The organism is Conexibacter sp. S30A1, assembly GCF_023330665.1.
Lineage (GTDB): Bacteria > Actinomycetota > Thermoleophilia > Solirubrobacterales > Solirubrobacteraceae > Palsa-465.
Map to the genome: position 1 here is coordinate 1,758,325 of NZ_CP097127.1, position 12,693 is coordinate 1,771,017.

Here is a 12,693-nt window from a genome sequence, read left to right on the forward strand (position 1 = left end):
AGGGAGACCGATGTCCGAACCGATTGGCCCAGCCGACACGTCCAAGACGCCGCGCTTTGCAGGCCTTGCGACCTTCGCGCTACTCCCCAGGCTCGAGCAGCTCGAGCGGGCCGATATCGCCGTGGTCGGCGTGCCGTTTGACGCCGGTGTGTCCTACCGGCCGGGTGCCCGGTTCGGCCCCGCGCATGTCCGCGAGGCCTCGCGGCTGCTGCGCCCATACAACCCCGCTCTGGACGCCGCACCGTTCGCCCTGGCCCAGGTCGCCGACGCCGGCGACATCGCGGTGAACCCGTTCGACATCCTCGAGGCGATCGCGACCATCGAGCGCGAGGCGAGTGGCTTTCTCGAGCGCGGCATCCGGCTGGTGGCGATCGGTGGTGACCACACGATCGCGCTGCCCTTCCTGCGTGCGCTCGCAAAACGCCACGGTCAGCTCGCGCTGCTGCACTTCGACGCGCACCTGGACACCTGGGATACGTACTTCGGCGCCGCCTACACGCACGGCACGCCGTTCCGGCGCGCGTTTGAGGAGGGGCTGCTCGACACCGACGCGCTCTGCCATGTCGGCACCCGCGGGCCGCTCTACGGCCGCGAGGATCTTGACGATGACCGCCGCTTCGGCTTCGGGATCATCTCAAGCGCCGACGTCTACAGGCTCGGCGTCGTGGCGGTGGCGGAGCGGCTGCGCGAGCGGATCGGCAGCCGGCCGCTGTACGTGTCGGTTGACATCGACGTGCTCGATCCCGCCCACGCGCCCGGTACCGGCACGCCGGAGGCGGGCGGGCTCTCAAGTCGCGAGCTACTCGAGCTGCTGCGTGCGCTGCGCGGCACACAGCTGGTCGGGGCCGATGTGGTCGAGGTTTCGCCCCCCTACGACAACGCCCAGCTGACGGCCATCGCCGCAAGCCACGTCGCCTACGATCTGATCTCGCTGATGGCGCTCGGCGCAGACGCTGCTGGCTGAGTCGCCGGACCGCCACGCTGGTCACATCTTGACCCGTGACAGCGTTAGGATCCCCACATCACTTGGTCGGGACGGGCCACCGGAGGCCCAGAGGAGCTAACGAGATGAGCAGGTGGACGCGGACACTACGAGCTTGTCGTTTCGGCGTGCGCGCGGTTCTGCTCGCGGCCCTGATCGGCGCTGCGAGCACCCCGGCGCTGGCCGCCGCCAAGCCGGGCGGCCACGGTGGTGGCGGCGGGACAGCGACGACGACCGGCAACGACGTCTCCTACCCGCAGTGCGGCTCGACCCTCCCCTCCGCGCCGGCCTTTGCCATCGTGGGCCTGACCGGCGGCCTGGCCAACAACCTCAACCCCTGCTTCGGGCCCTCATCGTCCTATCCGAGCTACACGCAGAGCGAGCTCTACGGGGCCGCCAGCTCCGCGACCGGCGTCACGGTGAGCCAGCCGAAGGTGTCGCTGTATGTCAACACCGCGGACCCGGGGAACGTCTACAACGGGACGCTCATCGGCGACTGGCCCCAATCATCGCTGACCACAGACCAATACGGATCGTGCCTGACGACCAGCGTGACGCTCAGCAGCCGCACCTACACGGTCGGTGAGAACTCTCCAGCCTGCGCCTGGCAGTACGGCTTCAACAAGGCCGCCCAGGACGCAGCCTGGCTCGCGGCGGCAGCCTCCGCCATCAACGATCAGCAGCCGCAGGTTACGGTGAACGGATCCGCCGGCAGCTACCCGTGGTGGCTCGACGTGGAGACCGCGAACACCTGGCAGTCAAACACCGCGATGAACGTGGCCGACCTGCAGGGCATGATCGCGGGGCTCAAGGCCGCGGGAGCGGCCACCGTCGGAGCCTACTCGACGGCCTCGCAGTGGGACACGGTCACGGGCGGCACGAACTCATTGTCCGGGTCGCTCTACGGGATCCCAGAGTGGCTGCCCGGCGCCAGGACCCTCTCCGGCGCCATGGCGGCCTGCTCGCAGACGCCGTTCACCGGCGGACAGATCACGCTCACGCAGTGGTTCAGCCGCCCGTTTGACAGCGACTTTGCCTGCTGAGGCGGGCTGCCGACCCGATCGCGCTCGGTGCTGATGGCAGGCGGCGCCGCCAGTCGCGCTACAGGAGCGCGTCGAGCATCGCGATGAGCTCGTCGCGCCGGTAGCCGAAGCGTCGGGCCAGCTCGACTGCCTCCTTGAGCTTGCCCATCGTCGCGGTGCGCTCGGGCGTCCCGGTGACACGGATCGCGCGACCGCGACCGACCTCGAGCAGCCCCTCCTCACGCAGCACGCGCAGCGCCCGCAGCACGGTGTTGGTGTTGACGCCGAGCACGGCGGCAAGGTCCTTTGCCTGTGGGATCCGCTCTCCCGGGCGTGCTTCGCCATCGGCGATCGCGCGGCGAATCTCGGCGGCGACCTGTTCGTGTAGATCTGTTGGCCTGGTGCGGTCGACGGCCGCGAGCGTGAGCCGTGACTCGCTTGCAGCCGCCGAAGCCTTGACAGATGGCATAAAACTAATGTTACTAGCGTTATGACTCTGGTTGGGGAGCAGCCTCCCGCCGGCCCGGATACGGAAGCCCTGTTCCGGGAGGCGCGGCGTCGTGAGCGCCGGCGGCGCGCATCTATCGCCGCCGGGTGCCTGGCCGCAGCCGGATTGATCGCAGCCGCCGTCGCCCTCTTGGGCCGCGGCGGCACCGGCAGCACGGCGCACGCGACCAGCCACCTGAGCCCGCCGTCCACGTTCGGTGCCGCGGTGACGCTCAAGCAGCCGGCAGCGCTCGCGGTGTCCAGCACGGGCGTGTTGTACGTCGTCGACCCGGCGCGCGACCAGATCCTGCGGATGCTGCCAGACGGTCGCTTCGTGGTCGTTGCGGGTAGCGGTCGCCACGGTTTCTCAGGCGACGGCGGACCCGCAACACGCGCTGCGCTTCGCCTGAGCGCCTACTCGGGGTTGGCTGTCAGCGCTGACGGCACCGTCTACTTCGCCGACAGCGGCAACAACCGCGTTCGAGCGGTGCTCCCGGACGGGCGGATCGTGTCCGTCGCCGGCGACGCGCGCCGCCCCGGCTTTCCGCGTCACGGCCACGCGCCCTATCTGACGGGATCGCGCCCGGCGGCGCGCGCCGACCTCGTCGACCCGACCGGACTTGCGTTCGGGCCCGGCGGCAAGCTATACATCGCAGCCCAGGACATCGTCGCGCTCTCGCGCGCTGGCACGCTCTCATACTTCGCCGGCCCCACACACCCGGGCTACGCACCCGAGAGCAGACTTGTCGACGGATACCCAACCGGGATCGCCTTTGACCGCGCCGGTGACATGTTCGTCTCGAGCTTTCCGATGCTCCTCGAGCGCAGCGCCTCCGGCCGTGTGCTCTACCTCGGCGACGGTTTCCGCAGCGGCGGCGGACCGGGGCTGCTTGCCTCGAGCCCCGATGGCAGGGTCTACGCGGCCCTCGGAGACCTGGGCCTCTTCCTCCGGGTGCTCAGGCCGCGGCCCGTCCCAAACGGTGAGGTGATGAGCAAAACTGGAATGCAAACCGTCGTGCCGCCACGCAGCCTGGATCGATTGCTGGGAACGAGAGGCAGCATCCCCAACCTGTTCAGTCCCGACGGGCTTGCGGTCGGTGCCAGCGGCACGATCTACACCGATACCGACAGCGGCTACTTCTCAGACGTCAGCGCCTTGGTCGAGATCGCCCCTGGCGGGCGCGTCCGTTCGCTCTGGACGTCCCGCCGACAGCGCGTCGTCGCGGGCTGAGGTCTGCGAGCCTGCTTCATCACATCGCCGACGCCCGCAGGATCGACCGGCCGCCGATCGATCGGGTACGAGCGCCAGCAAGCCGTCAGCAGCACCCGATGGACGGCAACGCTTGGCGCGCTCGGCCAGAGCAGCCCGTCCGGTGACAGGCGTTGGCACTATGCTACGTTGTCGCACATGGAGATCGGCGTGCGTGATCTGCGCAACCGGACCGCCCAGGTGATCGACGCCGTTCAGTCGGGCGAGCGGGTTACGCTGACCGTCCACGGCGAGCCCGTCGCCGACATCGTGCCCCACGGCCGTCGCGCTCGTTGGCTCGTGGGCGGCAACCTTCGCGACCAGCTGCGTGATCGTGCCGCCGACCCGGGACTGGCCAGAGACCTCAACGAGCTCGCCGGCCAGACGATCGATGAGCTATGACCGACCCAGCCGCGGGCTGCTTGATACCTCCGTCTTCATAGCGCGCGAAGCAGACCGGCCGCTGGGAGAGCTGCCCGATCGGGCAGCCGTGTCCGTTGTGACGATCGGTGAGTTGCAACTCGGCGTCCTCCACGCCAGCGACGCCCGAACTCGCGCCCGTCGGGCGGACACCCTGGCACTGGCCCGAACCGCCGACCCGATCCCAATCGGCGAGGCGATCATGGTCGCGTGGGCGCGGCTTGTCGCCGATTGCCGCGCCGCCGGAATCCAGCGCATGGTCAAGCTCACCGACGCGCTGATCGCCGCGACCGCGATCGAGCACGGCCTCCCCGTCGTCACGCAAGACGACGATTACGACGCCATCGCACAGGCACACGCGGCCCTGAGCGTGGTCAAGGTGTGAGCACTCCCGCAGGCTCCGCTGCGGGCTGGGTGCGCGGTCCCGCAGCGCATGCTGCCTGCGGGCGCGTGGCAAGGGTCCACGCGGCGGGCGAGACAGCGCGATGGTCACGCCGCGCCCCGAGCGGCGCTGGCAAGCAGCGATGCGACACCTCCTATCAAAACGCCAGCGGCCCACGGGCGCCGCTCGTGCGCTTGGGGCCGCCTCCGCGGTGCAGCTTGAGCTGGCCCCGTCTCGCGACTCAGCCGGGAACGATCGGCCACGCCCCCTCGACATGCTCAGGACGCCCCCGCTCCTGGAAATACCGCTCAAGCGACGCGGCCTGCTCCGCAGCCCAGCCAATCTGCCGGCGGTGCAAGGCACGAAGGTCGCTGCCGCCCAGCTCCGGAAACGTTGCGCCAAGCTTCAAGGCAAGCAGCGCGGCGGCCAACGCATCCCCGCCCGCCGCGTGCGCGTCCTCAAGCGCCACACCGTAATGCGCGCACACGAGCCCAAGCGTGCGCTTACCGTGCCTGAAACGGTCAGCATGCTTGTCGAGAATCAAGGGGTCCACAACCAGCATCCCATCAGTCCCGCCGACGCGGTCAACGAGCGGCCGCACCCCATGACGCCGCGCCTCACGGTCAAGCACGGTCAGGTCAAACCGTGCGTTGAAAGCGACGAGCCCGACCTCCTGACGCAGTTGCTCGGCGAGCAGGCCGGTGATCGCCTCGACCGCCAAAACCGGGCTTTGGCCCTCCGCCCGGGCACGCTCGGTGCTGATGCCGTGCACCCGGCTTGCCTGCTCAGGAATCGCGATACCCGGGTCAAGTAACCAGAAGCGCTCTTCGACCAGCTTGCCAGCGTCGAGCATGAGCACCGCCGCGGTGACGATCCGCGCACTCTCGACATCAACCCCGGTCGTCTCCACATCAAAGGCGACAAGCCGTCCCGTGACCCAGCTCATGCGCCAACAGTAGGCGACGGCCCCGACGAGACCGGCCTCATAGCGTCCGCGTAGCCAGGACAGCCACAACCGCCGCCTCAAGCCCCGTCAACCTCGAGACGCTGGCCGCACGGATCAACCCTCCACGATCCGGGGTGAACCACACTCCCGCCGCCACCTCAATCGGTGCGTGCGGTTCTCGCGCACACGGCTTGTTCGGCCGTGGTGCGATCGTGGCTCCAGTCATAGTGACCGACCCCATGCGGTCTGGTGAGCCGAGGAGTTCCGCCCATCCTTTCAGCAGCTCTGCACGAGCGTCTTCATCCCCGACGAGGATGCACGCCAGCTTGCGCGTCGGCGATGAGCGGCCCCTCGGCAACGCGCGTCATTCCGCTTTCTGTCCGGTGCAATGCCCTTCTTTGTCACCAGATGATTGGTACGTCGTAGCTCCGGAGGCGGTCGTCATGGGAGATGATCGTCGCGCGCTCGACGATCGCCTGGGCGACGAGCAGGCGGTCGAACGGGTCACGGTGATGCCATGGCAGCGCCTCCACGGCGCTCGCGTGCTCGAGCGTGATCGGCAGTGGTTGCACTCCGGCTCCAAGCAGCGTCGCCGTCAACTCTGCCGGTGCCCGCAGCTTCCCGAGAGAACGTTTGATCGCCACCTCCCACGCGACCGCCGCACTCAGCAGCACACGGTTAGAGGCATCGTCAAGTTGGCGGGCTGCATCGCCGCCGACCCGATCGTCGTCAGCCAGCCACCAGAGCGCCACGTGCGTATCAAGCAGCAGCTTCAACTCGCCCCGAACGCCTCGGCAATGTCGTCCGGCAATTCGTCAAAGTCATCGGCGATAAGGACCTGCCCGCGCCAGGCACCACGCACTGACGCGAGCGCTGTGACCGATGGGATTGGTGCGAGCTTGACCGCAGGCTTCCCGTTGCGCGTAATGACGATCTCCTCACCACGTTCAGCGCGCTCAACCAGCTGGGAGAGCTTTGTCTTGGCCTCGTGCATGCCAACTTCGGTCATGCGCAGACAATAACAAGACCTAGCTAGGTTAGCTAGACAAATTGATCCTCGTTATCGCACGCAAGTGCAGCCTTCATACTCGCAGTCGATCACGACGATCAAGCGGGCGTCACGGCCGGGCCGAACCCCCCTAAACGCGGTCCCTCCCTGATTGTCCAGCAACAGGCCCAAGCCTTGCAAGCTGACACCAAAAGCAGTCATAGACTGCTTCACATGGGCCTCTCCGTCACCCTGTCAGACGAGGTCGCAGCACGCCTTGTGGCTGAGGCCGCAAAACGGGACATCACTCCCGACCAGTTGGCCACCGAGCTAATCACCGCATGCCTACCGGGCAGCCAAGACACGAATGCTGGGCAGCGGCTGCGCTTTGCGGCGATCGGCGCCTCCACCTCCGGGCGAGCGGCCGCACAGGATGAGCAGATGCTCGCCGAAGCGTTCGGTCGCTGAGCCTGCTGATCGACACCAGCGTTCTGGTCGCCTACGCGGATAGCGGTGAGCCAGAGCACGCGCGCTGTCTTGCGCTGCTCGACCAGGAGCCCACTGTTCTGGTGAGCACCGCGCTGGTTCTCACCGTGACTGGTTGGCTGATCTCCCGCCAGCTGGGTGCGCTTGCCGAAGCCGGGTTCTATCGGTCTGTCGTCGACGGCGAGCTTGAGGTTCGAGCGCTCGGCCGCGAGGCTTGGGTGCGCGTCAGCAGGCTGACCGGAAAGTACGCCGGCAACGACCTCGGTGGAGTGGACCCGAGCCTGGTGGCGGTCACCGAAAGACTTCGACTGAACACAATCGCGACGCTCGATCACAATCACCTCCGGGCTGTCAGGCCGAGACACGTCAAAGCGTTCAAGATCGTGCCGTGGCTGGTGCTGTTCGTCGGCCGCGCGTGCGACGACTGCGTGGCGCCCGGGATCGACATCTCGCCTGTGCCACGTCTGCCACTAACGTAAACAGCACGATGGTCGTCGCAGACCTTGATGCAATCCGCCAGCGTCGGAGCGAGATCCTGGACCATGCCTCAAAGCATGGCGCCCGGAACGTTCGCGTGTTCGGTTCCGCCGCACGCGGTACCACTGGGCCGAAAAGCGACGTTGATCTGCTTGTCGAGATGGAGCCCGGCCGAAGCATGCTGGATTTTGTCGGACTGTGGCAGCAACTGGAGGACCTGCTCGGCTTCAACGTCGATCTCGTCAGTGAAGGCCGGATCAGCCCCCACCTACGTGAGCAGATCCTGTCTGAAGCCGTCGCGCTGTGAACAGCCAGCGCAGCTACCTCCTGCGCACCCTCGACGCGATCGACGCGGTGATCGAATACACCCAGGATGGCCGCGACGCGTTCTTTGCCGATCGGATGACCCAGGACGCGGTCATCCGCAACATCGAGATCCTCGGCCAGGCCGTCAAGGGCCTGTCAACAGAAACCCGAGCACACGATGATTCCATCCCCTGGCGGCAGATCGCGGGGATGCGCGACAAGCTGATCCACGAATACCTCGGCGCTGACCTCGCCGTGATCTCGGGCGTCGTCGAACGCGACCTTCCCGCACTGCGCCTCAAGCTCGCCGCGCTGCAGGAACACCTCACCGACCAGGTTGAACTGATCCGAACTCCCCGTCAGATTGCCACTGCGATCATCGGTTGGCAGGGCGTTGTGTCCTCGCTGCCGGCCAGCGGCGAGCAATGCGCCTACCAGCCCGCTCGAGGCGCGCCTGCAACCTTGAGGGCGTGCCGGATCAAGCTTCACGATGACCAGACCGCCGCGCACATCTCACGCCAAGCCGGGAGCCTTGCGGGACCTATTTGGTTCTCCCCGATGCGGTCGGGACCGCCGGGATGTTGGAGCCAAGGGAAAGCGTCGTTGGTTGAGGGCTGAGCGACCTCGCGACTAGCAGGCTCCTGCTCCTACCCCGCTGCGCTGCCGCGGTCTGTGCCGCTCCGCCATCCCAACCGGTAGGGTTGACTTGTCAACCGTTGCGACGTTGATTGGCAGGCACCTCTTCCTTACTTGGCCGCTAATGCTCGGGCGCCAGCGCGCCGACAAGTCGCGTGACGTCATACCGGTCGTCGGGATTGCACCGGGCGATCCGTTGCTCGACCTCGTCGAGCAACGTGAGGAACGCGTAGCGTGCTCGCACGCTCGCGAGCCACTTCACCGGTTCGACGGGCTGGGCAAGCAGGCCGATGTCCTCTGGAGGGAGCCGGCGAGGATCGAAGTCCTCCACGATCACCGCGGGATCGAACGGTTTGGTGCCCAGCCCGTCGTCGACGACGTCGTGCCAGATCTTCAGCACGAGCAGCCGCCGGATCAGCGGCTCGTTCAACGCTCCGCGGCCGAAGAGATCGAGGTCGTACAGGTCGCGGATCTTTCGGCGCCGGCGCCACGCGGCCAGCTTCTCCGCGAGGGATTCCTCGAGCGCCGGCGCAGGGATAGCGGGCAGCGTGAACTCGTACCCGGCGTGCACGGGCAGCACCACGGGCGTGGTGAGCTCGGTCGGCAGCCACAGACCGCGCGGTGAGATCTCAATGCGCGCAGGGATCCGAGGCCGTCCGAGCGGGGTTTCGACCACGAGCTTCGCGCGCAGCGTCTCGCGGTCGGTCAGGGTAAACCGCGCGTCAAACAGCTCCGCACCATCGATGGTGTCGAGGAGGAACTCGGCGGTGTCGGCGTCGGGTGCGGCGAAGTCGAGATCGGTGGAAAACCGTCCGGCGTTGCCAGTGCGCAGCTTGCGCAAGGACGTGCCGCCCTTCAGCACGACCCCGAGTTCGAAGATGCCGTCGTCGTGAAGCAGCTTCAGCGCGTAGTCCTGCGCGACATCCAGCAGCGCCGAATCGGACATTCCGCTCCTGCCCAGGAAGTGGCGCGCGAGGTATCCCTGCGTGATCATCGATTCGGCAGGAGCCCGTCGTACACGTGCCAGCGCCTGCTCCATCGCACCCGCCGATCGCGCGGCCCCAGAAACGTCACCGGGAGCCGCGCGGGCAGCTGCTCCTCAATACGGTCGGCCGTCTCCTCCTGCCCAGCCCACTCCGCGAGATACCCGAGCCGCGCGAGCGTGGAGACGGTCCGGCCACCGGCCTCGGCAAGGACATCGTCGGCGACCGCGGCGCGAAACGTGCTCGGAAGCCAGTCGTCTGCGTTACCCCAGTTGCCCTGGGCCGACGGGCGATCCGCCGCTGCCACCAGCACCGTGGCCTCGGTCCAGACGGGGAGACCGCGGATCGGCCGGCTGGCGACGTGCCAGTCGAAGGTGACCGACCGCACTCCCAACACACGCGGCACGCGCCATCCAGGTCGATGCGCGAGCACGGGCACGGTGGGCTGGTGGGACGCACGCCCCAAATCCCAGACGGCCGACTCGAAGGCAACCGCAACCGGAGCGTCGGGGTCGTGCGCCAACAGCGCCCTCAGCTCGATCCAGGGATCGCCGGACCGGTAGCGACCGGCCCGAGCCGCCGGAGCGAACTCCCATGCGTCACGCTTGCGAAGCGGAAGCAGCCACCCAAGACGGACAAGCCGGGCGGCCAGTTGGCTCGGACCCAGAGTGACGCCGACTTGTTCAGCAATGTCACGCAACAGCGCGCGCGTGACCACCGACGGCTGCCGGAGCTCGAGTTCCTCGAGCACCGGAGCCAGCCTGGAAGAGACCGATCTAGTTTGCATATGAGCACGCAATACGCCCACATGTTACGCAATAAGCGTGTAAATGCAAACTACGTCGCAGGAGCCAGAATGATGTCACGTACCGGCATCGACCGCGACCAGCACACTCACGTCAGGGGTCGTGAAGCGCTCAACGATCAAGCACGCAAGCGCGAGCGCGAGCCCCAGCTCGTCCACAGACCAGCGAGCGTTCGAGAAGAACCGGTGGGCGCGAGCGTGATGCCAAACCCCCGACAGACGCGCGCGCCTGTCAGCATCCCGGTCTCCCACCGCACCCGGGTCTGTGAGGCCTGAGCGTCCACCAGCACACGAAACGTGTTGAACGTCGGCTGGGTGCAACACGACTCAAAACACCACCCCGGCGATCACCACCAACGCGCCCCGGCCGCCACTACCCCGGACGGCGTCCACGCCGCGACAAGCGCAAAACTACGACAGCCGGGTACGCTGCTGTGGGGTCCAAAACCCCACAGAACGCGAACGCCACCGTGATCGAGCACGCACGTCGGTTCGAGGTTCAGCGGCGGCTCGATGCGCCCGTTCGGCAGCCAACCCCGTCGTAGAGCTTCCAGGCGTCACCGTGTCGAGCCCGGACAATCATCCAGCCGCAACTCGACGCGCCGAGCCGACGGACTGGACGCTACCGCCCTGTGGTCTGGTCGCCGACGCGGCTGACTACGATCAGGCCATGGCCAGCCCAATGGACTGCGAATGCCACTGGAGCACAGGCGCGTCGGGAAGCGTGGTCCGTGAAATTCTCGAAACGCTCCCGGACTGGTTCGGGATAGCTGAGGCGGTAGACGGGTACGTCGCTGAAGCCGAGCGATCTCCCACCTTGGTCGCGTCGATCCACACTCGCCCGGTTGGAGCGCTTACGCTTGTCCGCCATAGCCCCGACGCCGCCGAGGTCCACCTCATGGCCGTGATCCGCCCGTTGCACCGAGCCGGCATCGGCCGGCGCCTGCTGGGCAAGGCGCGCAGGTGACTTGAGTGCGGATCGGTGCGCTTCCTGCAGGTCAAGACCCCCGGCGCCCGTCATCCGGACGCCAACCACGCCGCAACGCGAGCCTCCTACCAGGCGATGGGCTTTGTCGTCATGGAGGAGTTCCCTGACCTCCGGGGGCCGCGATCCCCCGCAGTCCAGCTGGTCACCTACCTGACGCCCTCAATCAAAACATCAGAGCATCCGTCATAGCCAGGACGATTCAGTTGTGGGCTACCGTGGGGCAGCCGGTACTTCGCATACCAGACCGCTCGACGCGCGCCGTCAACCCGCTACACGTGCCCGGATCGAGCTTGCACAGCGGTCGAGCACATGCGCACGTCTCACGCCAAGCCGGGATCCTTTCGGGACCTTTTGCCTCTCGCCGCGATAACCAAAAACCTAGTCGAGCGTCATTTGCTGGGCTTTTGAGAGCCGACGCGGGGATTCGAACCCCGGACCCCTTCATTACGAGTGAAGTGCTCTACCAGCTGAGCTACGTCGGCGTTTGCAGGGATGTTGGCGTTTTGCTGACCCTGAGCTGGATTTGGTGCAGCGGGGGTGCAGCTAAGTCCAAGTCACTCGCTGCCCGTGCAGCAGGATATCCGGTCCGGGACTCAGGCGACCCGGGCAACTAGTTCGAGGATAAGACCTGCGACTACGGCAGCGATGCCGGCCACAATCGCCGACTTGACCACCGTCGGCTCGCGGTCGGGCGAGGCTCCTCGCTGATTGATGGGGATCAGGGGATGACAGGCCTGGCATCCACACTCATGATGTTTGAGAGCAGCTCACGATGATCTTGCGCATGGCCCCTCGCGGCGGCGACCGTGCTACGCCCGCCACCCTCACGGCCGTCAGCCTGCGCGTACTCGCCATACCGCGTGATCAAGGTCGAGTCGTTGTGCAGCTGCGAGCAGTCAATCTGAAACTCGCCGATCGCGACCAGCACCAGCTCCGCCAAAAGCGACACGCGATCGCAGTCAAACAGCTGATCCAGAGCCCGGCCGACACGATCATCTGAGAGCAGCACGAACTCCTCAGCGTCCAAGCCAAGCGCGGCCGGATCGTGGCCGGCATCAGCGCGCGCAGCGCTTGGGTTTCAAGTTCGAACCGTAGCTCCCTGGCAGACGACCACCATGCCCACGCGAGACCCCCAACACGACGATCACAGCGAGCAGCCACCACTCCGACGAGCACCAGCAGCCCCTCGAGCAAATCGTCGCCCAAGTCGCGACGCTCGGCTTCTGCCTACCCGGCTCGGCCGCCGAGCCCCACATCCGCTGCCCCAACGCCGGCTGCCACTGCCACGCCGGACCTACCCAACTGCACAGCCCCTACATCGCCTGGACGCAACGGAGCAACCAGAAGACCCTCGCCCGCAATCTCACCCCCAAGCGAGCCGGCCGCTACCGATCCTGGCTCGAGCACAACCACCGCCTGCACGAGCTCAGCACAGAGTTCCAGCGCCGGTCCCTCCAAGCCGCCGCCGAAGCCAACGGATGGGGGGAGAAATAGGAGACCGGACCTGCTGAAAGAGCGGCATTCCGCTCTTGCGGGG

At 67.0% G+C, this 12,693-nt stretch carries 19 protein-coding genes and 1 tRNA gene; 12 read left to right on the forward strand and 8 right to left on the reverse strand.

The features are described 5' to 3' along the window. Positions 1–10 precede the first annotated feature (10 nt). Both speB and M3M54_RS08730 read left to right on the forward strand, forming a co-directional pair. The gene (speB, locus tag M3M54_RS08725) at positions 11–964 is read left to right on the forward strand and encodes an agmatinase (RefSeq protein WP_249018655.1); all 954 of its coding nucleotides are present in this window, start codon (positions 11–13) and stop codon (positions 962–964) included. Positions 965–1,068: 104 nt separating this feature from the next. Next, the gene (locus M3M54_RS08730; protein ID WP_249018656.1) at positions 1,069–2,025 is read left to right on the forward strand and encodes a hypothetical protein; all 957 of its coding nucleotides are present in this window, start codon (positions 1,069–1,071) and stop codon (positions 2,023–2,025) included. A 58-nt stretch (positions 2,026–2,083) separates the two neighbouring features. Here the strand turns inward: M3M54_RS08730 and M3M54_RS08735 are convergent, their stop codons facing one another. Next, on the reverse strand, positions 2,084–2,473 hold the full coding sequence (locus M3M54_RS08735) for a GntR family transcriptional regulator (protein ID WP_249018657.1): 390 nt from the start codon (positions 2,471–2,473) through the stop codon (positions 2,084–2,086). 21 nt (positions 2,474–2,494) lie between these two features. On the opposite strand from M3M54_RS08735, the gene M3M54_RS08740 reads away from it, so the two are divergent. From M3M54_RS08740 to M3M54_RS08750, 3 genes are all read left to right on the forward strand, one after another. After that, positions 2,495–3,721, forward strand: a complete 1,227-nt coding sequence (locus tag M3M54_RS08740) for a hypothetical protein (protein ID WP_249018658.1) — start codon at positions 2,495–2,497, stop codon at positions 3,719–3,721. Positions 3,722–3,898: 177 nt separating this feature from the next. Continuing rightward, positions 3,899–4,141, forward strand: coding sequence for a type II toxin-antitoxin system Phd/YefM family antitoxin (locus M3M54_RS08745; RefSeq protein WP_249018659.1), 243 nt, complete (start codon positions 3,899–3,901; stop codon positions 4,139–4,141). Beyond that, positions 4,131–4,544, forward strand: coding sequence for a PIN domain-containing protein (locus M3M54_RS08750; RefSeq protein ID WP_249018660.1), 414 nt, complete (start codon positions 4,131–4,133; stop codon positions 4,542–4,544). The genes M3M54_RS08745 and M3M54_RS08750 overlap by 11 nt, the downstream gene beginning before the upstream one ends. Before the next feature lie 238 nt (positions 4,545–4,782). On the opposite strand, the gene M3M54_RS08755 is transcribed toward M3M54_RS08750, so the two are convergent. The 3 genes from M3M54_RS08755 to M3M54_RS08765 form a co-directional block, all read right to left on the reverse strand. Further along, positions 4,783–5,487, reverse strand: a complete 705-nt coding sequence (locus tag M3M54_RS08755) for an exonuclease domain-containing protein (RefSeq protein WP_249018661.1) — start codon at positions 5,485–5,487, stop codon at positions 4,783–4,785. Between the two features lie 401 nt (positions 5,488–5,888). Continuing rightward, positions 5,889–6,263, reverse strand: coding sequence for a type II toxin-antitoxin system VapC family toxin (locus tag M3M54_RS08760; RefSeq protein ID WP_249018662.1), 375 nt, complete (start codon positions 6,261–6,263; stop codon positions 5,889–5,891). After that, positions 6,260–6,496 carry a type II toxin-antitoxin system Phd/YefM family antitoxin gene (locus M3M54_RS08765; protein ID WP_249018663.1) on the reverse strand — a complete coding sequence of 79 codons (237 nt, stop codon included), beginning with the start codon at positions 6,494–6,496 and terminating at the stop codon, positions 6,260–6,262. Before M3M54_RS08765 ends, M3M54_RS08760 begins: the two co-directional genes overlap by 4 nt. A 213-nt stretch (positions 6,497–6,709) precedes the next feature. Here M3M54_RS08765 and M3M54_RS08770 point away from each other — a divergent pair, with 213 nt between their 5' ends. Genes M3M54_RS08770 through M3M54_RS08785 form a run of 4 tightly spaced genes read left to right on the forward strand, consistent with a single transcriptional unit; the run spans position 6,710 to position 8,362 of the window. Continuing rightward, a complete protein-coding gene (locus M3M54_RS08770) occupies positions 6,710–6,943 on the forward strand; it encodes a hypothetical protein (RefSeq protein WP_249018664.1) in 234 nt (77 codons plus the stop codon). Between the two features lie 8 nt (positions 6,944–6,951). Further along, positions 6,952–7,440 (forward strand): type II toxin-antitoxin system VapC family toxin, encoded by a 489-nt coding sequence (locus M3M54_RS08775; RefSeq protein WP_256465844.1) that lies wholly within the window; start codon positions 6,952–6,954, stop codon positions 7,438–7,440. Between the two features lie 8 nt (positions 7,441–7,448). Beyond that, positions 7,449–7,745 (forward strand): nucleotidyltransferase family protein, encoded by a 297-nt coding sequence (locus M3M54_RS08780; RefSeq protein WP_249018665.1) that lies wholly within the window; start codon positions 7,449–7,451, stop codon positions 7,743–7,745. Further along, positions 7,742–8,362, forward strand: a complete 621-nt coding sequence (locus tag M3M54_RS08785; protein WP_249018666.1) for a DUF86 domain-containing protein — start codon at positions 7,742–7,744, stop codon at positions 8,360–8,362. The genes M3M54_RS08780 and M3M54_RS08785 overlap by 4 nt, the downstream gene beginning before the upstream one ends. A 139-nt stretch (positions 8,363–8,501) precedes the next feature. Here the strand turns inward: M3M54_RS08785 and M3M54_RS08790 are convergent, their stop codons facing one another. Further along, positions 8,502–9,419, reverse strand: coding sequence for a nucleotidyl transferase AbiEii/AbiGii toxin family protein (locus tag M3M54_RS08790; protein ID WP_249018667.1), 918 nt, complete (start codon positions 9,417–9,419; stop codon positions 8,502–8,504). Then, entirely contained in the window at positions 9,371–10,114 is a 744-nt protein-coding gene (locus M3M54_RS08795; RefSeq protein ID WP_249018668.1) for a type IV toxin-antitoxin system AbiEi family antitoxin, read from the reverse strand. Before M3M54_RS08795 ends, M3M54_RS08790 begins: the two co-directional genes overlap by 49 nt. Before the next feature lie 724 nt (positions 10,115–10,838). Here M3M54_RS08795 and M3M54_RS08800 point away from each other — a divergent pair. Further along, the gene (locus M3M54_RS08800) at positions 10,839–11,135 is read left to right on the forward strand and encodes a GNAT family N-acetyltransferase (protein WP_249018669.1); all 297 of its coding nucleotides are present in this window, start codon (positions 10,839–10,841) and stop codon (positions 11,133–11,135) included. Between the two features lie 15 nt (positions 11,136–11,150). Continuing rightward, positions 11,151–11,345, forward strand: a complete 195-nt coding sequence (locus M3M54_RS08805; protein ID WP_249018670.1) for a hypothetical protein — start codon at positions 11,151–11,153, stop codon at positions 11,343–11,345. A gap of 220 nt (positions 11,346–11,565) precedes the next feature. Here M3M54_RS08805 and M3M54_RS08810 read toward each other — a convergent pair. Together M3M54_RS08810 and M3M54_RS08815 are read right to left on the reverse strand one after the other, a co-directional pair. Then, a tRNA-Thr gene (locus M3M54_RS08810) sits at positions 11,566–11,638 on the reverse strand. 236 nt (positions 11,639–11,874) lie between these two features. Beyond that, complete coding sequence (locus tag M3M54_RS08815) at positions 11,875–12,183, reverse strand: hypothetical protein (protein ID WP_249018671.1); 309 nt, start codon at positions 12,181–12,183, stop codon at positions 11,875–11,877. A gap of 116 nt (positions 12,184–12,299) precedes the next feature. On the opposite strand from M3M54_RS08815, the gene M3M54_RS16935 reads away from it, so the two are divergent. After that, a complete protein-coding gene (locus M3M54_RS16935; protein ID WP_371878659.1) occupies positions 12,300–12,650 on the forward strand; it encodes a DUF6788 family protein in 351 nt (116 codons plus the stop codon). Positions 12,651–12,693: the final 43 nt, after the last annotated feature.

What these genes read in the sequence shown, in the direction of transcription:
- M3M54_RS08800 (WP_249018669.1), top strand. Translation starts at nt 10,839, where the DNA reads ATGGCCAGCCCAATGGACTGCGAATGCCACTGGAGCACAGGCGCGTCG.
- M3M54_RS08735 (WP_249018657.1), bottom strand. Translation starts at nt 2,473, where the DNA reads ATGCCATCTGTCAAGGCTTCGGCGGCTGCAAGCGAGTCACGGCTCACG.
- M3M54_RS08755 (WP_249018661.1), bottom strand. Translation starts at nt 5,487, where the DNA reads ATGAGCTGGGTCACGGGACGGCTTGTCGCCTTTGATGTGGAGACGACC.
- M3M54_RS08745 (WP_249018659.1), top strand. Translation starts at nt 3,899, where the DNA reads ATGGAGATCGGCGTGCGTGATCTGCGCAACCGGACCGCCCAGGTGATC.
- M3M54_RS08780 (WP_249018665.1), top strand. Translation starts at nt 7,449, where the DNA reads ATGGTCGTCGCAGACCTTGATGCAATCCGCCAGCGTCGGAGCGAGATC.
- M3M54_RS08740 (WP_249018658.1), top strand. Translation starts at nt 2,495, where the DNA reads ATGACTCTGGTTGGGGAGCAGCCTCCCGCCGGCCCGGATACGGAAGCC.
- speB (WP_249018655.1), top strand. Translation starts at nt 11, where the DNA reads ATGTCCGAACCGATTGGCCCAGCCGACACGTCCAAGACGCCGCGCTTT.
- M3M54_RS08770 (WP_249018664.1), top strand. Translation starts at nt 6,710, where the DNA reads ATGGGCCTCTCCGTCACCCTGTCAGACGAGGTCGCAGCACGCCTTGTG.
- M3M54_RS08750 (WP_249018660.1), top strand. Translation starts at nt 4,131, where the DNA reads ATGAGCTATGACCGACCCAGCCGCGGGCTGCTTGATACCTCCGTCTTC.
- M3M54_RS08765 (WP_249018663.1), bottom strand. Translation starts at nt 6,496, where the DNA reads ATGACCGAAGTTGGCATGCACGAGGCCAAGACAAAGCTCTCCCAGCTG.
- M3M54_RS08730 (WP_249018656.1), top strand. Translation starts at nt 1,069, where the DNA reads ATGAGCAGGTGGACGCGGACACTACGAGCTTGTCGTTTCGGCGTGCGC.
- M3M54_RS08790 (WP_249018667.1), bottom strand. Translation starts at nt 9,419, where the DNA reads ATGGAGCAGGCGCTGGCACGTGTACGACGGGCTCCTGCCGAATCGATG.